At 67.3% G+C, this 15,632-nt stretch carries 12 protein-coding genes; 9 read left to right on the top strand and 3 right to left on the bottom strand.

Translation table 11 applies throughout. The features are described 5' to 3' along the window. The first annotated feature begins 152 nt into the window (after nucleotides 1–152). Nucleotides 153–3,749, top strand: a complete 3,597-nt coding sequence (locus AB6806_RS07875) for a hydantoinase B/oxoprolinase family protein (RefSeq protein WP_370954397.1) — start codon at nucleotides 153–155, stop codon at nucleotides 3,747–3,749. A gap of 20 nt (nucleotides 3,750–3,769) precedes the next feature. Here the strand turns inward: AB6806_RS07875 and AB6806_RS07870 are convergent, their stop codons facing one another. Further along, nucleotides 3,770–4,564 carry a class I SAM-dependent methyltransferase gene (locus AB6806_RS07870; protein WP_370954396.1) on the bottom strand — a complete coding sequence of 265 codons (795 nt, stop codon included), beginning with the start codon at nucleotides 4,562–4,564 and terminating at the stop codon, nucleotides 3,770–3,772. 96 nt (nucleotides 4,565–4,660) lie between these two features. On the opposite strand from AB6806_RS07870, the gene AB6806_RS07865 reads away from it, so the two are divergent. Then, nucleotides 4,661–5,356: an SDR family oxidoreductase gene (locus AB6806_RS07865; protein WP_370954395.1), complete on the top strand. Its 696-nt coding sequence runs from the start codon at nucleotides 4,661–4,663 to the stop codon at nucleotides 5,354–5,356. A gap of 13 nt (nucleotides 5,357–5,369) precedes the next feature. Here AB6806_RS07865 and AB6806_RS07860 read toward each other — a convergent pair whose 3' ends face one another. Continuing rightward, the gene (locus tag AB6806_RS07860; RefSeq protein ID WP_370954394.1) at nucleotides 5,370–5,987 is read right to left on the bottom strand and encodes a LysE family translocator; all 618 of its coding nucleotides are present in this window, start codon (nucleotides 5,985–5,987) and stop codon (nucleotides 5,370–5,372) included. A gap of 90 nt (nucleotides 5,988–6,077) precedes the next feature. Between AB6806_RS07860 and AB6806_RS07855 the strand changes: the two genes are divergently transcribed. After that, nucleotides 6,078–6,662, top strand: coding sequence for a GNAT family N-acetyltransferase (locus AB6806_RS07855; protein ID WP_370954393.1), 585 nt, complete (start codon nucleotides 6,078–6,080; stop codon nucleotides 6,660–6,662). A gap of 21 nt (nucleotides 6,663–6,683) precedes the next feature. Here the strand turns inward: AB6806_RS07855 and AB6806_RS07850 are convergent, their stop codons facing one another. Then, on the bottom strand, nucleotides 6,684–7,673 hold the full coding sequence (locus tag AB6806_RS07850; RefSeq protein WP_370954392.1) for an alpha/beta hydrolase: 990 nt from the start codon (nucleotides 7,671–7,673) through the stop codon (nucleotides 6,684–6,686). A 330-nt stretch (nucleotides 7,674–8,003) separates the two neighbouring features. Here AB6806_RS07850 and AB6806_RS07845 point away from each other — a divergent pair, with 330 nt between their 5' ends. The 6 genes from AB6806_RS07845 to AB6806_RS07820 all read left to right on the top strand — a co-directional run bounded on the left by AB6806_RS07845 (nucleotide 8,004) and on the right by AB6806_RS07820 (nucleotide 15,629). Continuing rightward, on the top strand, nucleotides 8,004–9,650 hold the full coding sequence (locus AB6806_RS07845) for a methyl-accepting chemotaxis protein (protein ID WP_370954391.1): 1,647 nt from the start codon (nucleotides 8,004–8,006) through the stop codon (nucleotides 9,648–9,650). A gap of 85 nt (nucleotides 9,651–9,735) precedes the next feature. Further along, nucleotides 9,736–10,827, top strand: coding sequence for an ATP-dependent DNA helicase (locus AB6806_RS07840; protein WP_142021694.1), 1,092 nt, complete (start codon nucleotides 9,736–9,738; stop codon nucleotides 10,825–10,827). 148 nt (nucleotides 10,828–10,975) lie between these two features. Beyond that, on the top strand, nucleotides 10,976–11,152 hold the full coding sequence (locus AB6806_RS07835) for a DUF3311 domain-containing protein (protein ID WP_142021695.1): 177 nt from the start codon (nucleotides 10,976–10,978) through the stop codon (nucleotides 11,150–11,152). Further along, the gene (gene mctP / locus AB6806_RS07830) at nucleotides 11,149–12,660 is read left to right on the top strand and encodes a monocarboxylate uptake permease MctP (protein ID WP_142021696.1); all 1,512 of its coding nucleotides are present in this window, start codon (nucleotides 11,149–11,151) and stop codon (nucleotides 12,658–12,660) included. Before AB6806_RS07835 ends, mctP begins: the two co-directional genes overlap by 4 nt. A gap of 192 nt (nucleotides 12,661–12,852) precedes the next feature. Beyond that, the gene (locus tag AB6806_RS07825) at nucleotides 12,853–14,376 is read left to right on the top strand and encodes a DUF1800 domain-containing protein (RefSeq protein WP_142021697.1); all 1,524 of its coding nucleotides are present in this window, start codon (nucleotides 12,853–12,855) and stop codon (nucleotides 14,374–14,376) included. A gap of 5 nt (nucleotides 14,377–14,381) precedes the next feature. Continuing rightward, nucleotides 14,382–15,629: a DUF1501 domain-containing protein gene (locus AB6806_RS07820; RefSeq protein WP_370954390.1), complete on the top strand. Its 1,248-nt coding sequence runs from the start codon at nucleotides 14,382–14,384 to the stop codon at nucleotides 15,627–15,629. The last annotated feature ends 3 nt before the right edge of the window (nucleotides 15,630–15,632 follow it).

The following is a 15,632-nucleotide window of genomic DNA, read 5'->3' as shown; positions in this document are numbered from 1 at the left end:
CACCTTTCGCTGGAGAGGCCCCTCAGCCTTCTTCCAGCCACAATTGGGATCGTAGCCGGCGAAATCGGCTTGTCAACACAACATCGACGATTTATCGATGAAATGTCGGCGTTGATCACCCGCCGGCAAGAGGCGCGGGGGAGAGCTTTCCGATGACGGCACGCTGGGACTTCTGGATCGATCGCGGCGGCACCTTCACCGACGTGATCGGGCGCGATCCTGCTGGCAATCTCCATGCCAGGAAGCTGCTCTCGGAGAATCCCGGCGCCTATCGCGATGCCGCGGTGCAGGGCATCCGTGACCTGCTCGGCCTGAAGGCCGGCGAGCCCATCCCGGCCGGAGCCGTCGGCGAGGTGCGCATGGGCACCACCGTTGCCACCAACGCGCTGCTGGAGCGCAAGGGCGACCGCACGCTGCTGGTCACCACCAAGGGCTTTCGCGACGCGCTGCGCATCGGCTACCAGGCCCGGCCCGACATCTTCGCCAAGCAGATCGTCAAGCCCGAGCAGCTTTATGAAGACGTGCTGGAGGTCGAGGAACGCGTGCTCGCCGACGGCACGGTCGAGCGCGTGCTCGACGAGGCGGCGGTCCGCGCGGCCTTGCAGGCGCAGTTCGATGCGGGCTTCCGCGCCGTCGCCATCGTGTTCATGCATGGCTACCGCTACAGCGCGCATGAGCAGGCAGCGGCTCGCATCGCCCGCGCAATCGGTTTCCCGCAGGTTTCCGTCAGCCACGAGGTCTCGCCGCTGATCAAGCTGGTCGGGCGCGGCGACACCGCCGTGGTCGACGCCTATCTCTCGCCGATCCTCGGCCGCTATGTGCAACAGGTGTCGGAGGAGCTCGACGTCGCCCGCACCGGCGCGCGGTTGATGTTCATGATGTCCTCGGGCGGCCTCACCGCCGCCGAATTGTTCCAGGGCAAGGACGCGATCCTCTCAGGCCCGGCCGGCGGCGTCGTCGGCCTCGCCGAGACCGGCCGCTCGGCCGGCTTCGACAGGGTGATCGGCTTCGACATGGGCGGCACCTCGACCGACGTTGCCCATTTCGACGGCGAATATGAGCGAGCCTTCGAGACGGAGGTCGCCGGCGTGCGCATGCGCGCGCCGATGATGCTGATCCATACGGTTGCGGCCGGCGGCGGCTCGATCCTGCATTATGACGGCGCGCGCTTCCGCGTCGGTCCGGATTCGGCGGGTGCCAATCCCGGCCCGGCCGCCTATCGCCGTGGCGGGCCGCTCGCGGTGACCGACGCGAACGTCATGGTCGGCAAGCTGATCCCATCCTATTTCCCGGCGATCTTTGGGCCGAAGCAGAACGAGCCGCTCGATGTCGCGATCGTCCGCAACAAGTTCGCGGTGCTGGCTGCGGAAGTCGGCGATGGCCGCTCGGCCGAGGAGGTCGCGGACGGTTTCATCCAGATCGCGGTCGCCAACATGGCCGAGGCGATCAAGAAGATCTCCGTCCAACGTGGCTATGACATCACCCGCTATGCGCTGAACTCCTTCGGCGGCGCCGGCGGCCAGCATGCCTGCCTCGTGGCAGACGCGCTCGGCATCAAGACGGTGCTGTTGCATCCGTTCTCCGGTCTGCTTTCGGCCTATGGCATGGGGCTCGCCGAGATCCGCTCGACGCGGACGGCCGCGCTCGATGTCGCGCTCGACGGCGAGGCCAAGGCCGCTATCGACGCCGTGGCGGAGAAGCTCGCGGCCGAGACCCGCTCGGAAGTCGCCGGCCAGGGCGTGGCGGAGGGCGATATCGCGATTCATGTTCGCGCCCATATCCGCTATGCCGGCACCGACACGGCCATCGCAGTCCCCGCCGGCACGCACGCTGTGATGCAGGAGGCGTTCCAGACCGCGCATAAGGCGCGCTTCGGCTTCATGGACGAGACCAAGGCGCTGGTCGTCGAGGCGGTCGAGGTCGAGGCTGTCGGCGGCGGTGCGAAGTTCGAGGAAGCCTCGGCCGGCGAACAATCGGGCGAGCCGGCGGTGGCCGAGCGCACGCGCTTCTTTGCCAAGGGCGCATGGCACGACGCGGCGATCGTCCGCCGGGAGGCGATGAAGCCCGGCCAGAGCGTCGCGGGACCTGCGATCATCATCGAGCCGAACCAGACCGTCGTCGTCGAGGAGGGCTGGAGCGCCAAGCTCACCGCCAAGGACCATCTCGTGCTGGTTCGCGTCAAGGCGCTGATCCAGCAGGCGGCGATCGGCACCAAGGCCGATCCGGTGATGCTCGAGATCTTCAACAACCTGTTCATGTCGATCGCCGAGCAGATGGGCGTGACGCTGCAGAACACCGCCTATTCCGTGAACATCAAGGAGCGGCTCGACTTCTCCTGCGCGGTCTTCGACCAAACCGGCGCGCTCGTCGCCAACGCGCCGCACATGCCGGTGCATCTGGGTTCGATGGACCGCTCGGTGGAGACCGTGATCGCCAACAACCCGGTGATCAAGCCGGGCGATGTCTACTGCCTGAACGCACCCTATAATGGCGGCACGCATCTGCCGGATATCACGGTCTGCACGCCGGTCTTCGATACGCAGGATAAGAACATCCTGTTCTGGGTGGCGAGCCGTGGCCACCATGCCGATGTCGGCGGCACGGCGCCGGGCTCGATGTCGCCGCTGGCGACCAATATCGAGGAAGAGGGCGTCTATATCGACAACTTCAAAATCGTCGATCAAGGCCGCTTCTGCGAGGAAGACCTCGTCAAGCTCCTGACCGGCGCGCGCTATCCGGTGCGCAACGTCGTGCAGAACGTCAACGACCTGAAGGCACAGATCGCCGCCAATGAGAAGGGCGTGGCGGAGCTGAAGAAGATGATCGGCTCCTTCGGCCTCGATGTCGTGCAAGCCTATATGGGCCATGTCCAGGACAACGCGGCCGAGAGCGTGGCGCGGCTTCTCACCAAGCTGCATGATTCCGAGTTCACCTATCCGATGGACCAGGGCTGCGCGATCAAGGTGAAGATCACCATCGACCGTGAGAAGCGCGAGGCGACGGTCGATTTCACCGGCACCTCCGAGCAGCGGCCGGACAATTTCAACGCCCCGGCGCCGGTGACGCGGGCCGCCGTGCTCTATGTCTTCCGCGTCATGGTCGATGACGCGATCCCGATGAATGCGGGCTGCCTCCGGCCGATCAAGATCGTCGTGCCGGAAGGCTCCATGTTGGCGCCGCGCTATCCGGCTGCGGTGGTGGCGGGCAATGTCGAGGTCTCGCAGGCGGTGACGAACACGCTGTTCGGCGCGCTTGAAGCCATGTCGGCCTCGCAGGGCACGATGAACAACCTGACCTTCGGCAACGATCAGTATCAATATTACGAGACGATCTGCTCGGGTTCGCCGGCCGGCCCCGGCTTCAACGGCACCTCCGGCGTGCACGTCCACATGACGAATTCGCGCCTGACCGACCCGGAGATCCTGGAGACGCGCTTCCCGGTCGTGCTGGAGGATTTCCACATCCGCCTCGGCTCCGGCGGCAAGGGCGAATGGACGGCGGGCGACGGCACCAGCCGCACCATCCGCTTCCTCAAGACGATGGACTGCGCCATCCTCGCCTCGCATCGCAAGGTCCGCCCCTTCGGCGTGAAGGGTGGCGAGCCCGGCGAGCTCGGCAAGACGCTGGTGCGCAGGCTTTCCGGCGCGGTCGAAGAGCTGAAGCCCTCCGACCAGACCCTGCTCCAGGCCGGCGAGGCGGTGACGGTGATCACGCCGACGGCGGGCGGCTACGGCAAGCCGAAGGGCTGAAGCTGTGACAACCGGGCGCCTCAGTGCTGCGCCGGCGCCCGGCCCTTCACGGCGTTGGCCCGCGCGACATAGGACGCGCTGCCATCGCCTGCGATGGTGATGCGCGCGCGGACCTTGTCCTTGAGCAGAGCCACTGTCTGCGCGGGCAGAGCGGCAATGGCCGGGGCGACGGTCGAGCCGAGCGTGCTCGCATGCCAGAACGCGTCGAAATCGGCGAAATGGCGGCGCACGCTGATCTCGCGCGTCTCGACATCGCTGAGCCCGGCCTGTGTCCAGAGTTCGGCCAGGCTCTCGATCCGTGAGACGTCGGCGCTCGGTGGCCGCGGCGGCGTCATCCCGAGTGCCTTGAGTTCTGTCAGCACGGGGTCGAGCGGGAAGCCGCCGCCCGGCATGTCCCAGGCATAGGCTGCGACGAGGCCGCCGGGCCGCGTGACGCGCACCATCTCCGCCACGCCCTTGGCCGGATCGGGCACGAAGAAGATCACCAGCGCCATCACGGCCGCATCGAAGCTCCGGTCCGGATAGGGCAGGTCCATGGCGTCGCCCAGCGTGAATTCGGCGAGGCTGGCGACGGGGCGCTTGCGGGCATAATCCAGTTGCCCCGGCGACGGATCGATGCCGCTCAAGGCTGCCGGTGCGCAGCGATCGAAGATCAATTGCGTCGAGGCGCCGTTTCCGCAGCCGATATCGGCCCAGCGCAGACCTTCGGGCGCGGCGAGCCAGTCAAGGAAGACATCCCCGGCGAGACGGCTCCACTTGCCCATCATCTCTTCATAGGCGGCGCCATCGTTGAAGCGGATCTGCTGCTCGGTCATGGCGGCGGCCTTTGTCCAGCGGTTCGGGATCGGACGATCGATCTGGAAATAGGAGCGGCAAAGCCATACCTCCAGTCCACCTTTCGGAGAACGCACATGCCACAGACCTGGATGATCACCGGTGCCAATCGCGGCATCGGGCTTGCCATCACGACCCAGCTCCTGCGCCGGGGTGACCATGTCATTGCTGCGGCGCGCGATCCGCAGGCGAAGGCGCTGGCGGAACTCGCCTCCGCGCATGCGGGCCAACTCACGCCGCTGGCGCTCGATGTGACGTCCGATGCCAGCGTGGCCGCAGCCAAGCATGCGCTCGCCGGCCGGGCGATCGATGTGCTGCTCAACAATGCCGGCCTTTACGGGCCGCGCGACCGGCAGAGCGGCCTCGATGTCGATTTCGATGCCTGGCGCGAGGTTTTCGAGGTCAATGTCTACGCGCCGGTCAGGGTGGCGCAGGCGTTCCTGCCGAATCTCGAGGCAGGGCAGGGGCGCAAGATCGCGACGATATCGAGCCGCATGGGCTCGATCGCCGCCAACCCCGGCAACGCATTGATCTACCGTTCGTCCAAGGCTGCCGTGAACATGGCGATGGTCGTGTTCGGCAACGCCGTGCGCGAGCGCAATGTCAGCGTGCTGCTGTTCCATCCCGGCTGGGTCCAGACCGATATGGGCGGCGGCGGCGCCGACATCACGCCGGCCGAGAGCGCCGACGGCCTGATCCGCACCATCGACGCCTCCGGCATGGCGGAGACCAACAGCTTCCGCGACTACATGGGCGAAACAATCGCCTGGTGAGGGCGTCTGCCGCTCAGTTCGCCCGCGTCGAAGCGAGCCAGAGGCCGCCGCCGATCAGCAGACTGCCGCTGAACTTCGACATCAGCCGGACGCGCCTTTGCGAGAGCAGCTGGCCGGCGCGGCCGGAGAGCAGGGCGTAGGTGCCGTCGCTCAGTGCCGCAAAAGCCAGCGCGGTGGCGCCCATGATGGCGATCTGGGTGTCATGGTCGCGCGTGGGGTCGAGGAATTGCGGAAAGAAGGCGCCGAAGAACAGCAGCGTCTTCGGGTTGCTCAGGGCGACGAGCGCACCTTGCAGGAAGAAGCCGCCACGGGGCGGCTTCGCCGGGACTGTCCCTTCCATGTCGGCGCCGGCCGAGCGGAACATCTTCCATCCCAGCCAGATCAGATAGGCGGCGCCGGCCAGACGCAGCCATTCGAACCAATGGCCCAGCGCCGCGGCGACCGAGCTCAGTCCGATGCCGGCGACCACGACCATGATCGCGAGCCCGGCCTGCGTTCCTGCCACATTGAGGAGGCCGGCGCGGGTACCGTGCTTCAGGCTGTTGGCGATGATCAGCGTGACCGTGGGACCGGGAACGATGATGATGACGATGCAGGCGAGGAGATAGGCGGCATAGACTTCGAGCGACATGGCGCGGGCCTCCGATTTTGTCGCTAGTGATCTGCCGATATCGAGTTTCTGTCCAGTCACGCCGTATCGTTGCCGAGCGGGAGTTTTGCGATGAGCCAGGCCAGTTTTGCCGTCTTGCCGCTGACGCCGGAGCGCTGGAGCGATCTGGAGGATCTCTTCGGGCCGCAGGGGCCTTGCTACGGCTGCTGGTGCAATCATTTCCGCATGCCGCAGCGCTTGCGCGTGCCGCTGCTCGGGGAAGGCGCGCGCCGGCTGTTCGAGGAACGGGTGAGGCAAGGTCCGCCGCCGGGTGTGCTGGCTTACGCCGGGGACAAGGCCGTCGGCTGGCTGCAGATCGGGCCGAGGGCGGATATCCCCGAATGGAACAATCCGCGGCGCGCCTCGACGCCACTGCCGGACGCGCCGGCGGAGGATGAACGGAACTGGGCCGCCTCGTGCTTCTTCGTCCGCAAGGGATTTCGCGGCAAGGGCGTCACGGGTGCGCTGCTTGACGGTGCGATCGATTTCGCGCGGGCGAGCGGCGCGCGCTTGATTGAAGCCGCGGCGATGGAGAATCAGGCCAAGCGCAGTGCGGAAGGGCTCTATGTCGGGCCGGAAAGCGTTTTCCGCCGCGCGGGTTTCGTCGAGGTGGCGCGGCAGAAGCCGGGACGGCCCTTGCTCAGGCTGATGATCTGAGCGCGGCTGGCCGGTCGGATCTCAAGGCCCGAGACCCTGAAGGAAGGCCATCAGCCGGTCGAGCGCCTGCCGCCCCTCCGGGCGGTCGAGGTCGAACTGGTATTCATGCGGCAGTTTCGGCTCGGTTTCGGCCGGGAAGAACAGCGTGTCGACCTTGACGCCACGGTCGCGCAACGCCTGGGCCATCATCACCGATTGCGGTGCCAGCGGGTCGCCATTACCGGCCGAGATGAAGCTCGGCGGAAAGGCCTCGGTGACATAGCGCGGAACCGCCGCCTCGGTGATGCGATCGCTGTCGAGCGGGTCCGACGTTCCGAAATAGGCGAAGAGAATCGAGCGCAGGAAACTGCCGAAGGGGCCGGCGAAGTCGAGGGCGGTGGGGTCGAAGACGCCACAGAACAGGACGACGCCCTTGAGGAGGGAGGGCTCGACCGCGGGCCGGAGGCCAAGCGTCGCGGCGTAGTCCTTCCCGGTCAGGCCGGCCGCGAGCTGGGCCGCGATATGGGCGCCGGCCGAATCGCCTGCGAGCACCATGGTGCTCGCATCGACGCCCAGCCGGGCGGCTTCGCGCTGCAGGAAGCCGAGTGCCTTGTTCGCCTGCAGCACCGGCGTGGGATAGCGCGCCGCCGGTGCGAGGCTGTAGCCGATGGCTACGGTCGGGTAGCCTTTGCCGGCGACGATCCTGAGATAAGGGGCCACGTCCTGCCGGTCCCCGCCGACGAAGCCGCCGCCATGGATCCAGACCAGGACGGGGCGTCCCGGCCGTGCCCCCTCGGGCGGCAGATAGATGTCGAGCCGCTCGTCGGCGGCGTCTCCATAGGCGATGTCGCGCTGTTCCCGGATCCCGGCCGGGACATGCTTCGCGAGAGCCGCGCCGGTCTTCGAGGCGCCATAGGCAAAGCCCGCGCGGGTCAGCAGCGCCGACGGCCAGGGCGAGAGCACGAAGGCCGCATAGGCGGCAAACGCGACACCGAGACAAAGCAGGAGAATTCGGATCGCGCGCGGCCTCATGGAACGGACGCTAGAGATTCGCCGGAATATTGACCAGAGCGCGTGCCGGTCGGATCGCTGCGCGGTCGAACCGGATCACGGGTTTTCCACCCCTATCCGGCGGCTCTGCCGGCCGCGAATGCCGGCGCCGAAGGAAGTCGCCCGCTCAGGGGACATCGACGCCGGATGTGATCTGTTCCCCGGCTAAATATTTGAATTATATATTTTTTCTTCCTGCTCCCATCCGCTTTTTCGATCTCCCGTTAACCCGTCATTCGTTCGCATCGGCGAAAGAGAGGGCGCACTACAGGTGGGATGATGAGACGGCGACCGGGACTGACGGCAAAGATCATGATGCTCTTTGCACTGCTGAGCATCGCGGCTGCGCTCGGCCTCGTCAGCGTGCTAGGTGGACTTGACGATGTCCGTCGCATCGACCGGGAGGCCTTTTCCGGCATCACGCTCGCCAGCAGCGCCTCGCTGCTCGCCAGCCGGGTTGCGAACGCCTCTCTGCTCGGCCGCCTCGATGCCGACGCCTCGGCTGCCGAAATCGCGGCGTCGCTGGAGAAGCTCGATGCCGCCATCGAACTCGTCGATGCCGCGCGCGCACATTTCATCTCGGCGTTGCCGAAGGCCATGATCGAGGCGAATCCGACGCTCAATGCCCGCATCAACACTTTCATCGCCTTCCAGCGCGGTATCGTCGATATCGGCCAGCGCGTTTCCGCCAAGGCGGCGGTGCTGGAGGCCGGCGCGGAGGAGGCGCGCCTCAATGTCAGCCAGATCATCGCCACGACCTCGGCGATGCGCGACGCCCTGGCGGCGACGGCAAGCGAAGCCGGAATCCGCGCCGGGGAGCGGGCGGAGCTGGTGCGATTGCGCACCATCGTCATGGCGCTCCTACTGCCCTTGGCGGGCGGGCTCGCCGCGCTCCTGCTGCTCAGCCGCCATCTGACGCGCCCCTTGCGTGAGCTGATGATCTCGATCCGCGAGACGACGAGTTCCGACAGGGTCATCGCCGTACCGCATTGCGGCCGCTCCGACGAAATCGGAGAGCTCGCCCGCACGGTCCAGCAGCTCAGCGAGGTCCGTGCGACCCTGGTGACGCGAGAGACGGAAGCCGGACAGGCCCGCCAGCACCAGCAGCTCCGCAGCCGGGAGCTGGCGCGCATCGCCGACGAGTTCGAGGCGCGGCTCGGCCTGCTGCTCGGCGAGATCGGACGGGCGAGCGAGACGCTGCGCTCGACGCTTCAGGATGCCGCTGTGCGGGTCAACCAGGTCTCCAGGAGCTCGGAGATCGCCGCGGCGTCCGTGACCGGCGCCGGCGAGGAAGCGAACCGCACGACGGAAGCCGCCCTGCGGATGGAGTTCGTCATCGCGCAGATCAACGACGAGGTCAGGCGGGTCTCGATGATGGCGAGCGCCGCGAGCCAGGAGGCGAGCGGCACGCAGAAGCTGGTCGCCGAGCTCGCCGAGAAGGCCACGCAGATCCGCGACGTCGTCGGCATCATCGAGGCCGTGGCGCGCCAGACCAACCTGCTCGCGCTCAACGCCACGATCGAGGCCGCGCGCGCCGGCGCACATGGCCGCGGCTTCGCGGTGGTCGCCTCCGAGGTCAAGGCGCTTGCCGGCCAGACCGCCGAGGCGGCATCCCGCATTGTCGGCCGGATCGCGCAGGTCGACGCGGCCTTGTCCCATGCCGCGGGCGCGGTCTCGACCATCGGCAACAGCATCGGCACAGTCGAGCAGACCGGGACCGAGATCGCGACCATGGTCGACTCCCATGCCGAATTGCTCGGCTCGCTCGGCGAGACGGTGGCGCGGATCTCCAGCGTCACCGGCACGGCTGCGATGGCGATGGCGGAGATCGCCGCCGCCAATATGCAGACCGTCAACCAGGCCGATATGGGAGCGCTGAGCGCGCGCAATCTCGACGAGCGCATCACCGCCCTGCAAATGGAGGCCAGCGCCTTCGTCCGGCGCCTGCGCGCCGCCTGAGCCCGGGAACCGACGCCGCCGGGCTTGCCTTCGCGGCGCGACTCGGCCCCTTCTGCGGCATGTCCGTCATGATCGTTTTCAACCGATGAGCTGGTCGCTCCAGCAGGATGCCGCATTGTCGGCGGTGGCGCGCTGGCTGCAGGCCGGTGATCCGCAGGTGTTCCGCCTGTTCGGCTATGCCGGCACGGGCAAGACGACGCTCGCGCGCCACATCGCCGAGGCGGTGGACGGAGACGTCGTCTTCGCCGCCTATACCGGCAAGGCCGCGCTGGTGCTGCGCAACAAGGGGTGCGCCGAGGCGCAGACCATCCATTCGCTGATCTACCGCTCGCGCGGCGTCGACGAGGAGAGCCCGATCTTCGCGCTCAACCGCGACAGCCAGGCCGCCAAGGCCAAGCTCATCGTCATCGACGAATGCTCGATGGTGGACGAGGAGCTGGGCAAGGACCTGCTCTCCTTCGGCACGCCGGTGCTGGTGCTGGGCGACCCGGCGCAGTTGCCGCCGGTGAAGGGCGGGGGCTTCTTCACCGAGCAGGAGCCGGACGTGATGCTGACGGAGGTCCATCGCCAGGCGGCGGACAATCCGATCGTGCGGATGTCGATGATCGTGCGCGAGGGCGGCCGGCTCGACTATGGCGATTATGGTCTCAGCCGCGTCATCCGGCGCGACGAGGTCAATCCCGAGGTCGTCATGGGGGCCGACCAGGTTCTCGTCGGGATGAACAAGACGCGCCGCAACTACAATGCCCGCATCCGCCAGCTCATGGGCCGCACCGAGACCAATCCGGTGGCGGGCGAGAAGCTGGTCTGCCTGCGCAACGACAAGAGCAAGGGGCTGCTCAATGGCGGCTCCTGGATCGTGCAGGAGATCAAGACCTCGAAGAAGGGGCTCGTCACCATGCGCGTGACGCCCGAGGACGATACCGCGGCCAAGGCCGTGAAGGTCTCGGTGCTGCCGAACTTCTTCGACGGTACCGAGGAGGAGATCCCCTGGGAGCTGCGCAAGCACACCGACGAATTCACCTTCGGCTACGCGCTGACGGTGCATAAGTCGCAGGGCTCGCAATGGGACGATGTCGTGCTCTTCGACGAGAGCTTCGCCTTCCGCGAGCACCGGGCGCGCTGGCTCTATACGGGGCTGACGCGTGCGGCCGAGACGATCACCGTAGTGATGTAGGACGCGGCGTTGCGCTACGGCGCGGGGCCGATTTGGTGTTTTCCGTCAAAAGGATGAGAGCCGGGCCCAGCCTGCCCATTTTTGCTGTTGAAGATGATCGCGGACAGGCAGATGCTGCGGATGCGGCCTGAATCTGGGGACCTCCCCCATGAAATATCTACTTCTCCTCATCCCCTGCATCGCCTGCCTCTGGGTGCCGCTCTATAACGGCATCGAGCCGAGACTGGCCGGCATTCCGCTGTTCTACTGGTTCCTGATGCTGATGATCCCGGTCTCGTCGGTGTTCATCTGGTTCGCTTCCAAGGTGGAAGGAAGCGACTCATGATCGACCATCTCAACTGGCCGGCGACGGCCGTCTTCGTCTTCTTCTTCGCGCTCGTCACGGTGATGGGCTTCGTCGCCTCGCGCTGGAAGTCCGGCAATCTCGAGGAGTTGCACGAATGGGGGCTGGGCGGGCGGCGCTTCGGCGCCTGGATCACCTGGTTCCTGCTCGGCGGCGATCTCTACACCGCCTATACGGTGATCGCGGTGCCGGCGGTCGTGTATGCTATCGGCGCCTATGGCTTCTTCGCGGTGCCCTACACGATCCTGATCTATCCCTTCATCTTCCTGACGATGCCGCGGCTGTGGAACGTCGCGCATAAGAAGGGCTACATTACCGGTTCCGACTTCATCTACGGTCGTTACGGCAACAAGGGCCTCGAGCTCGCGGTCGCCTTCACCGGCATCCTCGCGACCATGCCCTATATCGCGTTGCAGCTCGTCGGCATGGAGAAGGTGATCCAGGCGCTCGGCTTCCAGGGCGAGGGCATGATGTCCCATCTGCCGCTGACGATCGCCTTCGTCATCCTGGCGCTCTACACCTACAAGAGCGGGCTGCGCGCGCCTGCCATGATCGCCTTCGTCAAGGACATCATGATCTACGTCTTCGTCATCGCGGCGGTGGTGATCGTGCCGGCGAAGCTCGGCGGCTACGGCGCCGTCTTCGATGCGGCTGCGAAGGCCTATGAGGGCAAGCCGAACCAGGGGCTCATCCTCTCGCCCACCCAGATCGCGCCGTTCATCACATTGGCGATCGGCTCGGCGATGGCGCTGTTCATGTATCCGCATTCGATGACCGGCGTGCTCTCGGCCTCGGGGCCGAAGGCCCTCCGACGCAACGCGATCGCGCTGCCGGCCTATTCGCTGGTGCTGGCGCTGATCGCGCTGATGGGGTTCATGGCCCATGCCGCGGGCATCGAGGTCGCCAATCCGCAGGATGCGGTGCCGCAGCTCTTCCTGAAGATGTTTCCGTCCTGGTTCGCCGGCTTCAGCTTCGCGGCCATCGCCATCGGCGCGCTGGTGCCGGCGGCGGTGATGTCGATCGGCGCGGCCAATACCTTCACCCGCAATATCTGGCGCCCCTTCGTCGAGCCGGAGATGTCGCCGGGCCGCGAGGCGTCGCTGGCCAAGCTGATGTCGCTAATCGTCAAGGTCGGCGCTCTGGCGGTGATCGTGTTCATGCCGACCAAGTTCGCGCTCGACCTGCAGTTGCTCGGCGGCGTCTGGATGATCCAGATCTTCCCGGCCATCGTCTTCGGCCTCTATACGAGCTGGTTCAGCGGCGAGGCGCTGCTGGCGGGCTGGGTCGTCGGCTTCGGGCTGGGCACCTACCTGTCCTGGGGCCCGACGGCCTGGGTGCCGACATCGCTCGTCCTCGGTTATGGCGCCTATAACGGCATCGTCGCCGTCGTGGCGAACACGGTCGTCGCCGCCGTGCTGTCGCTGGTGTTGCGCCGGGCGCGGGGCAAGATCATCACCGGTGACTTCGCGGACGCTCCCCGCTCGGCTTGAATGGTCGGCACGGGGCGCCACGGCTTGATCGGAGCGGGGGCCTGGAGCGTTTTTTCCGGGCTCCAGCGATCGCTCGACCGGCGGCTGGCCGTCCTCGCATTGCCGAACATTGCCGATTTGTCATGAAACCCTTCGGTTTTTTGCCATAGTCGCCGCCGATGCTGATGCGCATGGTCAGCGGAGGCCGACGGCATGGCGGGACCGGACGATCTGAAGGCGGGGGCCGTCGCCCTCCAGCGTTTCGGCCTCGGAGCGAGGCCGGGGCAGGGCGAGGCGATACGCCGGGAGGCTCGCGATCGATTGCTGGCCGAGATCGCGGCCGGCCCCGTCGCGCAGCCGCAGGGCGTGGCCTTTTCGGGTGCAGCCGAGATCGGGCAGGCGCTCTACGCATTCGAAGATCAGGAAAGGATCGCCCGGGAGGCCAAGCGCGTCGCCGCGCAGCAGGCGCAGGCCGCATCGCCGGGAGCGCAATCTGCGGGCATGCAGGTTGCCGGAGCGGGGGCGATGTCCGGCCAGATGGAGGTTGCCCAGGCGCCGGCCGAGGTCAAACCATCCGGCCAGAACCAGGCCGCGCAGCCGGCCAAGCCGCCGCCCAACGAACCGGCACTGCCCTTCCGGACCTATCGCGACGAGGTGAAGTCGCGCGTCGATCTCGCGCTTGCGGCCGAGACGGGCTTCGGCGAGCGGCTCGTGATGTTCTGGTCGAACCATTTCTGCATCGGCGCGACCAAGAGCAATATCTGCCGGGTCATGGCCGGCGCCTATGAGCGCGAGGCGATCCGCCCGCATGTCTTCGGCCGTTTCGAGGACATGCTGATCGCGGCCGAGAGCCACCCGGCGATGCTCGACTTCCTCGACAACCGCCAGTCGATCGGCCCCAACTCCCCGGCCGGGCGGCGACAGCGGCGCGGGCTCAACGAGAACCTCGCCCGCGAGATCATGGAGCTGCATACGCTCGGCGTCTCCGGCGGCTACAACCAGGCGGACGTCACCAATCTCGCCCGGATCATCACCGGCTGGACGGTGGTGGGGCGTGAGGGCGTGCTCGGCTTTCCCGGCTCCTTCGCCTTCAATGCCGGGCTCCACGAACCGGGTGTCACGCCGCTGCTCGGCCGCTCCTACGACCAGCCGGGCCGGGCGCAGGGCGTTGCGGCGCTGACCGATCTGGCGCGCCATCCCTCGACCGCCCATTTCATCGCGACCAAGCTCGTGCGCCATTTCGTGGCCGACGATCCGCCGCCGAAGCTGGTCGACCTGCTGGCCGCGACCTTCCGTCAGAGCGGCGGCGACCTGCCCAGCGTCTATCGTGCGCTGATCGGCAGCGACGAGGCCTGGAAGGCGCCGGCGACCAAGGTGCGTTCGCCGCAGGAATTCCTGCTGGCCTCCTATCGCGCGACGGGGCTGCAGCCCAATCCCGGACAGATCCTCGGGCTGCTCGGCACGATGGGGCAGCCCTTCTGGCAGCCCTCCGGCCCGAACGGCTATGCCGACACCAACGCCGCCTGGGCCTCGGCCGAGGGGATCAAAACGCGCATCGACGTCGCCGCCGGCTGGGGCCGGCAGACGGCAAACGCGGTGCCGGACCCGCGCAGCCAGGCCGACGACATTCTCGGCCCGATCCTGTCGCCCGAGACGAAGCAGGCAGTGGCGCGCGCCGAAAGCAGGCCGCAGGCGATCGCACTGCTGCTGATGTCGCCCGAATTCCAGCGGAGGTGACGGTGATGGATCATCACGACGATGACGATTGCGAACGGATGACGCCGTCGCGCCGCGCCGTGCTGGGTGCGGCGGGTGCGCTGTTCGCCTGGTCCTTCGTGCCGAAATTCGCCTATGCGGCGGCGGGCGCGCGCGATCCGCGCTTCCTCGTCGTGGTGCTGCGCGGCGCGCTTGACGGGCTCTCGGCCGTGCCGCCGATCGGCGATCCCGGCTATGCCGGCTTGCGCGAGGGCATCGCGCTCGCCAAGGACGGACCGGACGCGGCGCTGCCGCTCGACGGCTTCTTCTATCTCCATCCTGCGATGCCGAATCTCGCGCGGCTTTATAAGCAGGGGCAGGCGGCGATCGTCCATGCGGCCGCGACCGGCTATCGCGAGCGCTCGCATTTCGACGGGCAGGACGTACTGGAAAGCGGCCAGCCCGGACCCGGCCATACGGCGACGGGCTGGCTCAACCGCCTTCTCGCCAGCCTGCCGGCCGGCGAGGGCATCGCGCGAAAGGGCGTGCTCGGTGTCGGCGTGGTGCCGCCGCTGGTGGTGCGCGGCGACGCGCCGGTGCTCGGCTGGGCGCCGCCGCGCATGGCGCGCGCCGGGAGCGACCTGACAATGCGGCTCGCCGATCTCTATGGCCAGCGCGATCCGCATCTGGCCGCGGCGCTGCAGCAGGCGATCGAGACGGAAGGCCTGGCGCAGCGGCGCGGCATGGATGGCAAGATGGGCGGTGGCGGGCCGGATTCGGTCGACGGCATGCGTCGCATCGCCGAGGGCGCGGCCGGACTTGTCGGCGCCGATGACGGGCCGCGCATCGCCGCGCTGGCCTTCGAGGGCTGGGACACGCATGCCAATGAGGGCGGGGCCAAGGGCCGGCTCGCGACTCTTCTCGGCGGGCTCGACGGCGCCTTTGCGACCTTCGAGCAGGGTCTTTCGCCGGTCTGGAAAGACACGGTGGTGATGGTGGTGACGGAGTTCGGCCGCACCGCGGCGGTAAATGGCACCACGGGCACCGATCACGGCACCGGTACGGTCGCTTTCCTCGTCGGCGGAGCGGTCAAGGGTGGGCGCATGATCGCCGACTGGCCGGGGCTGAAGCCGGAGCAGCTCTACCAGAACCGCGATCTCAAGGCGACGACCGACATCCGCGCCGTGGCCAAGGGCGTTGTTGCCGACCTGTTCGGGCTGTCGGGGCCGGTGCTGGCGGAAAAGGTGTTTCCCGGCACGGGCGATTTGGGGCCGATGCGCGGGCTGGTAGTTTAGGTT

The sequence above is a fragment of the Allobosea sp. RCC_152_1 genome, from assembly GCF_041360765.1.
GTDB lineage: Bacteria > Pseudomonadota > Alphaproteobacteria > Rhizobiales > Beijerinckiaceae > Allobosea > Allobosea spartocytisi.
This window is presented reverse-complemented; position numbering and strand designations above follow the sequence as displayed.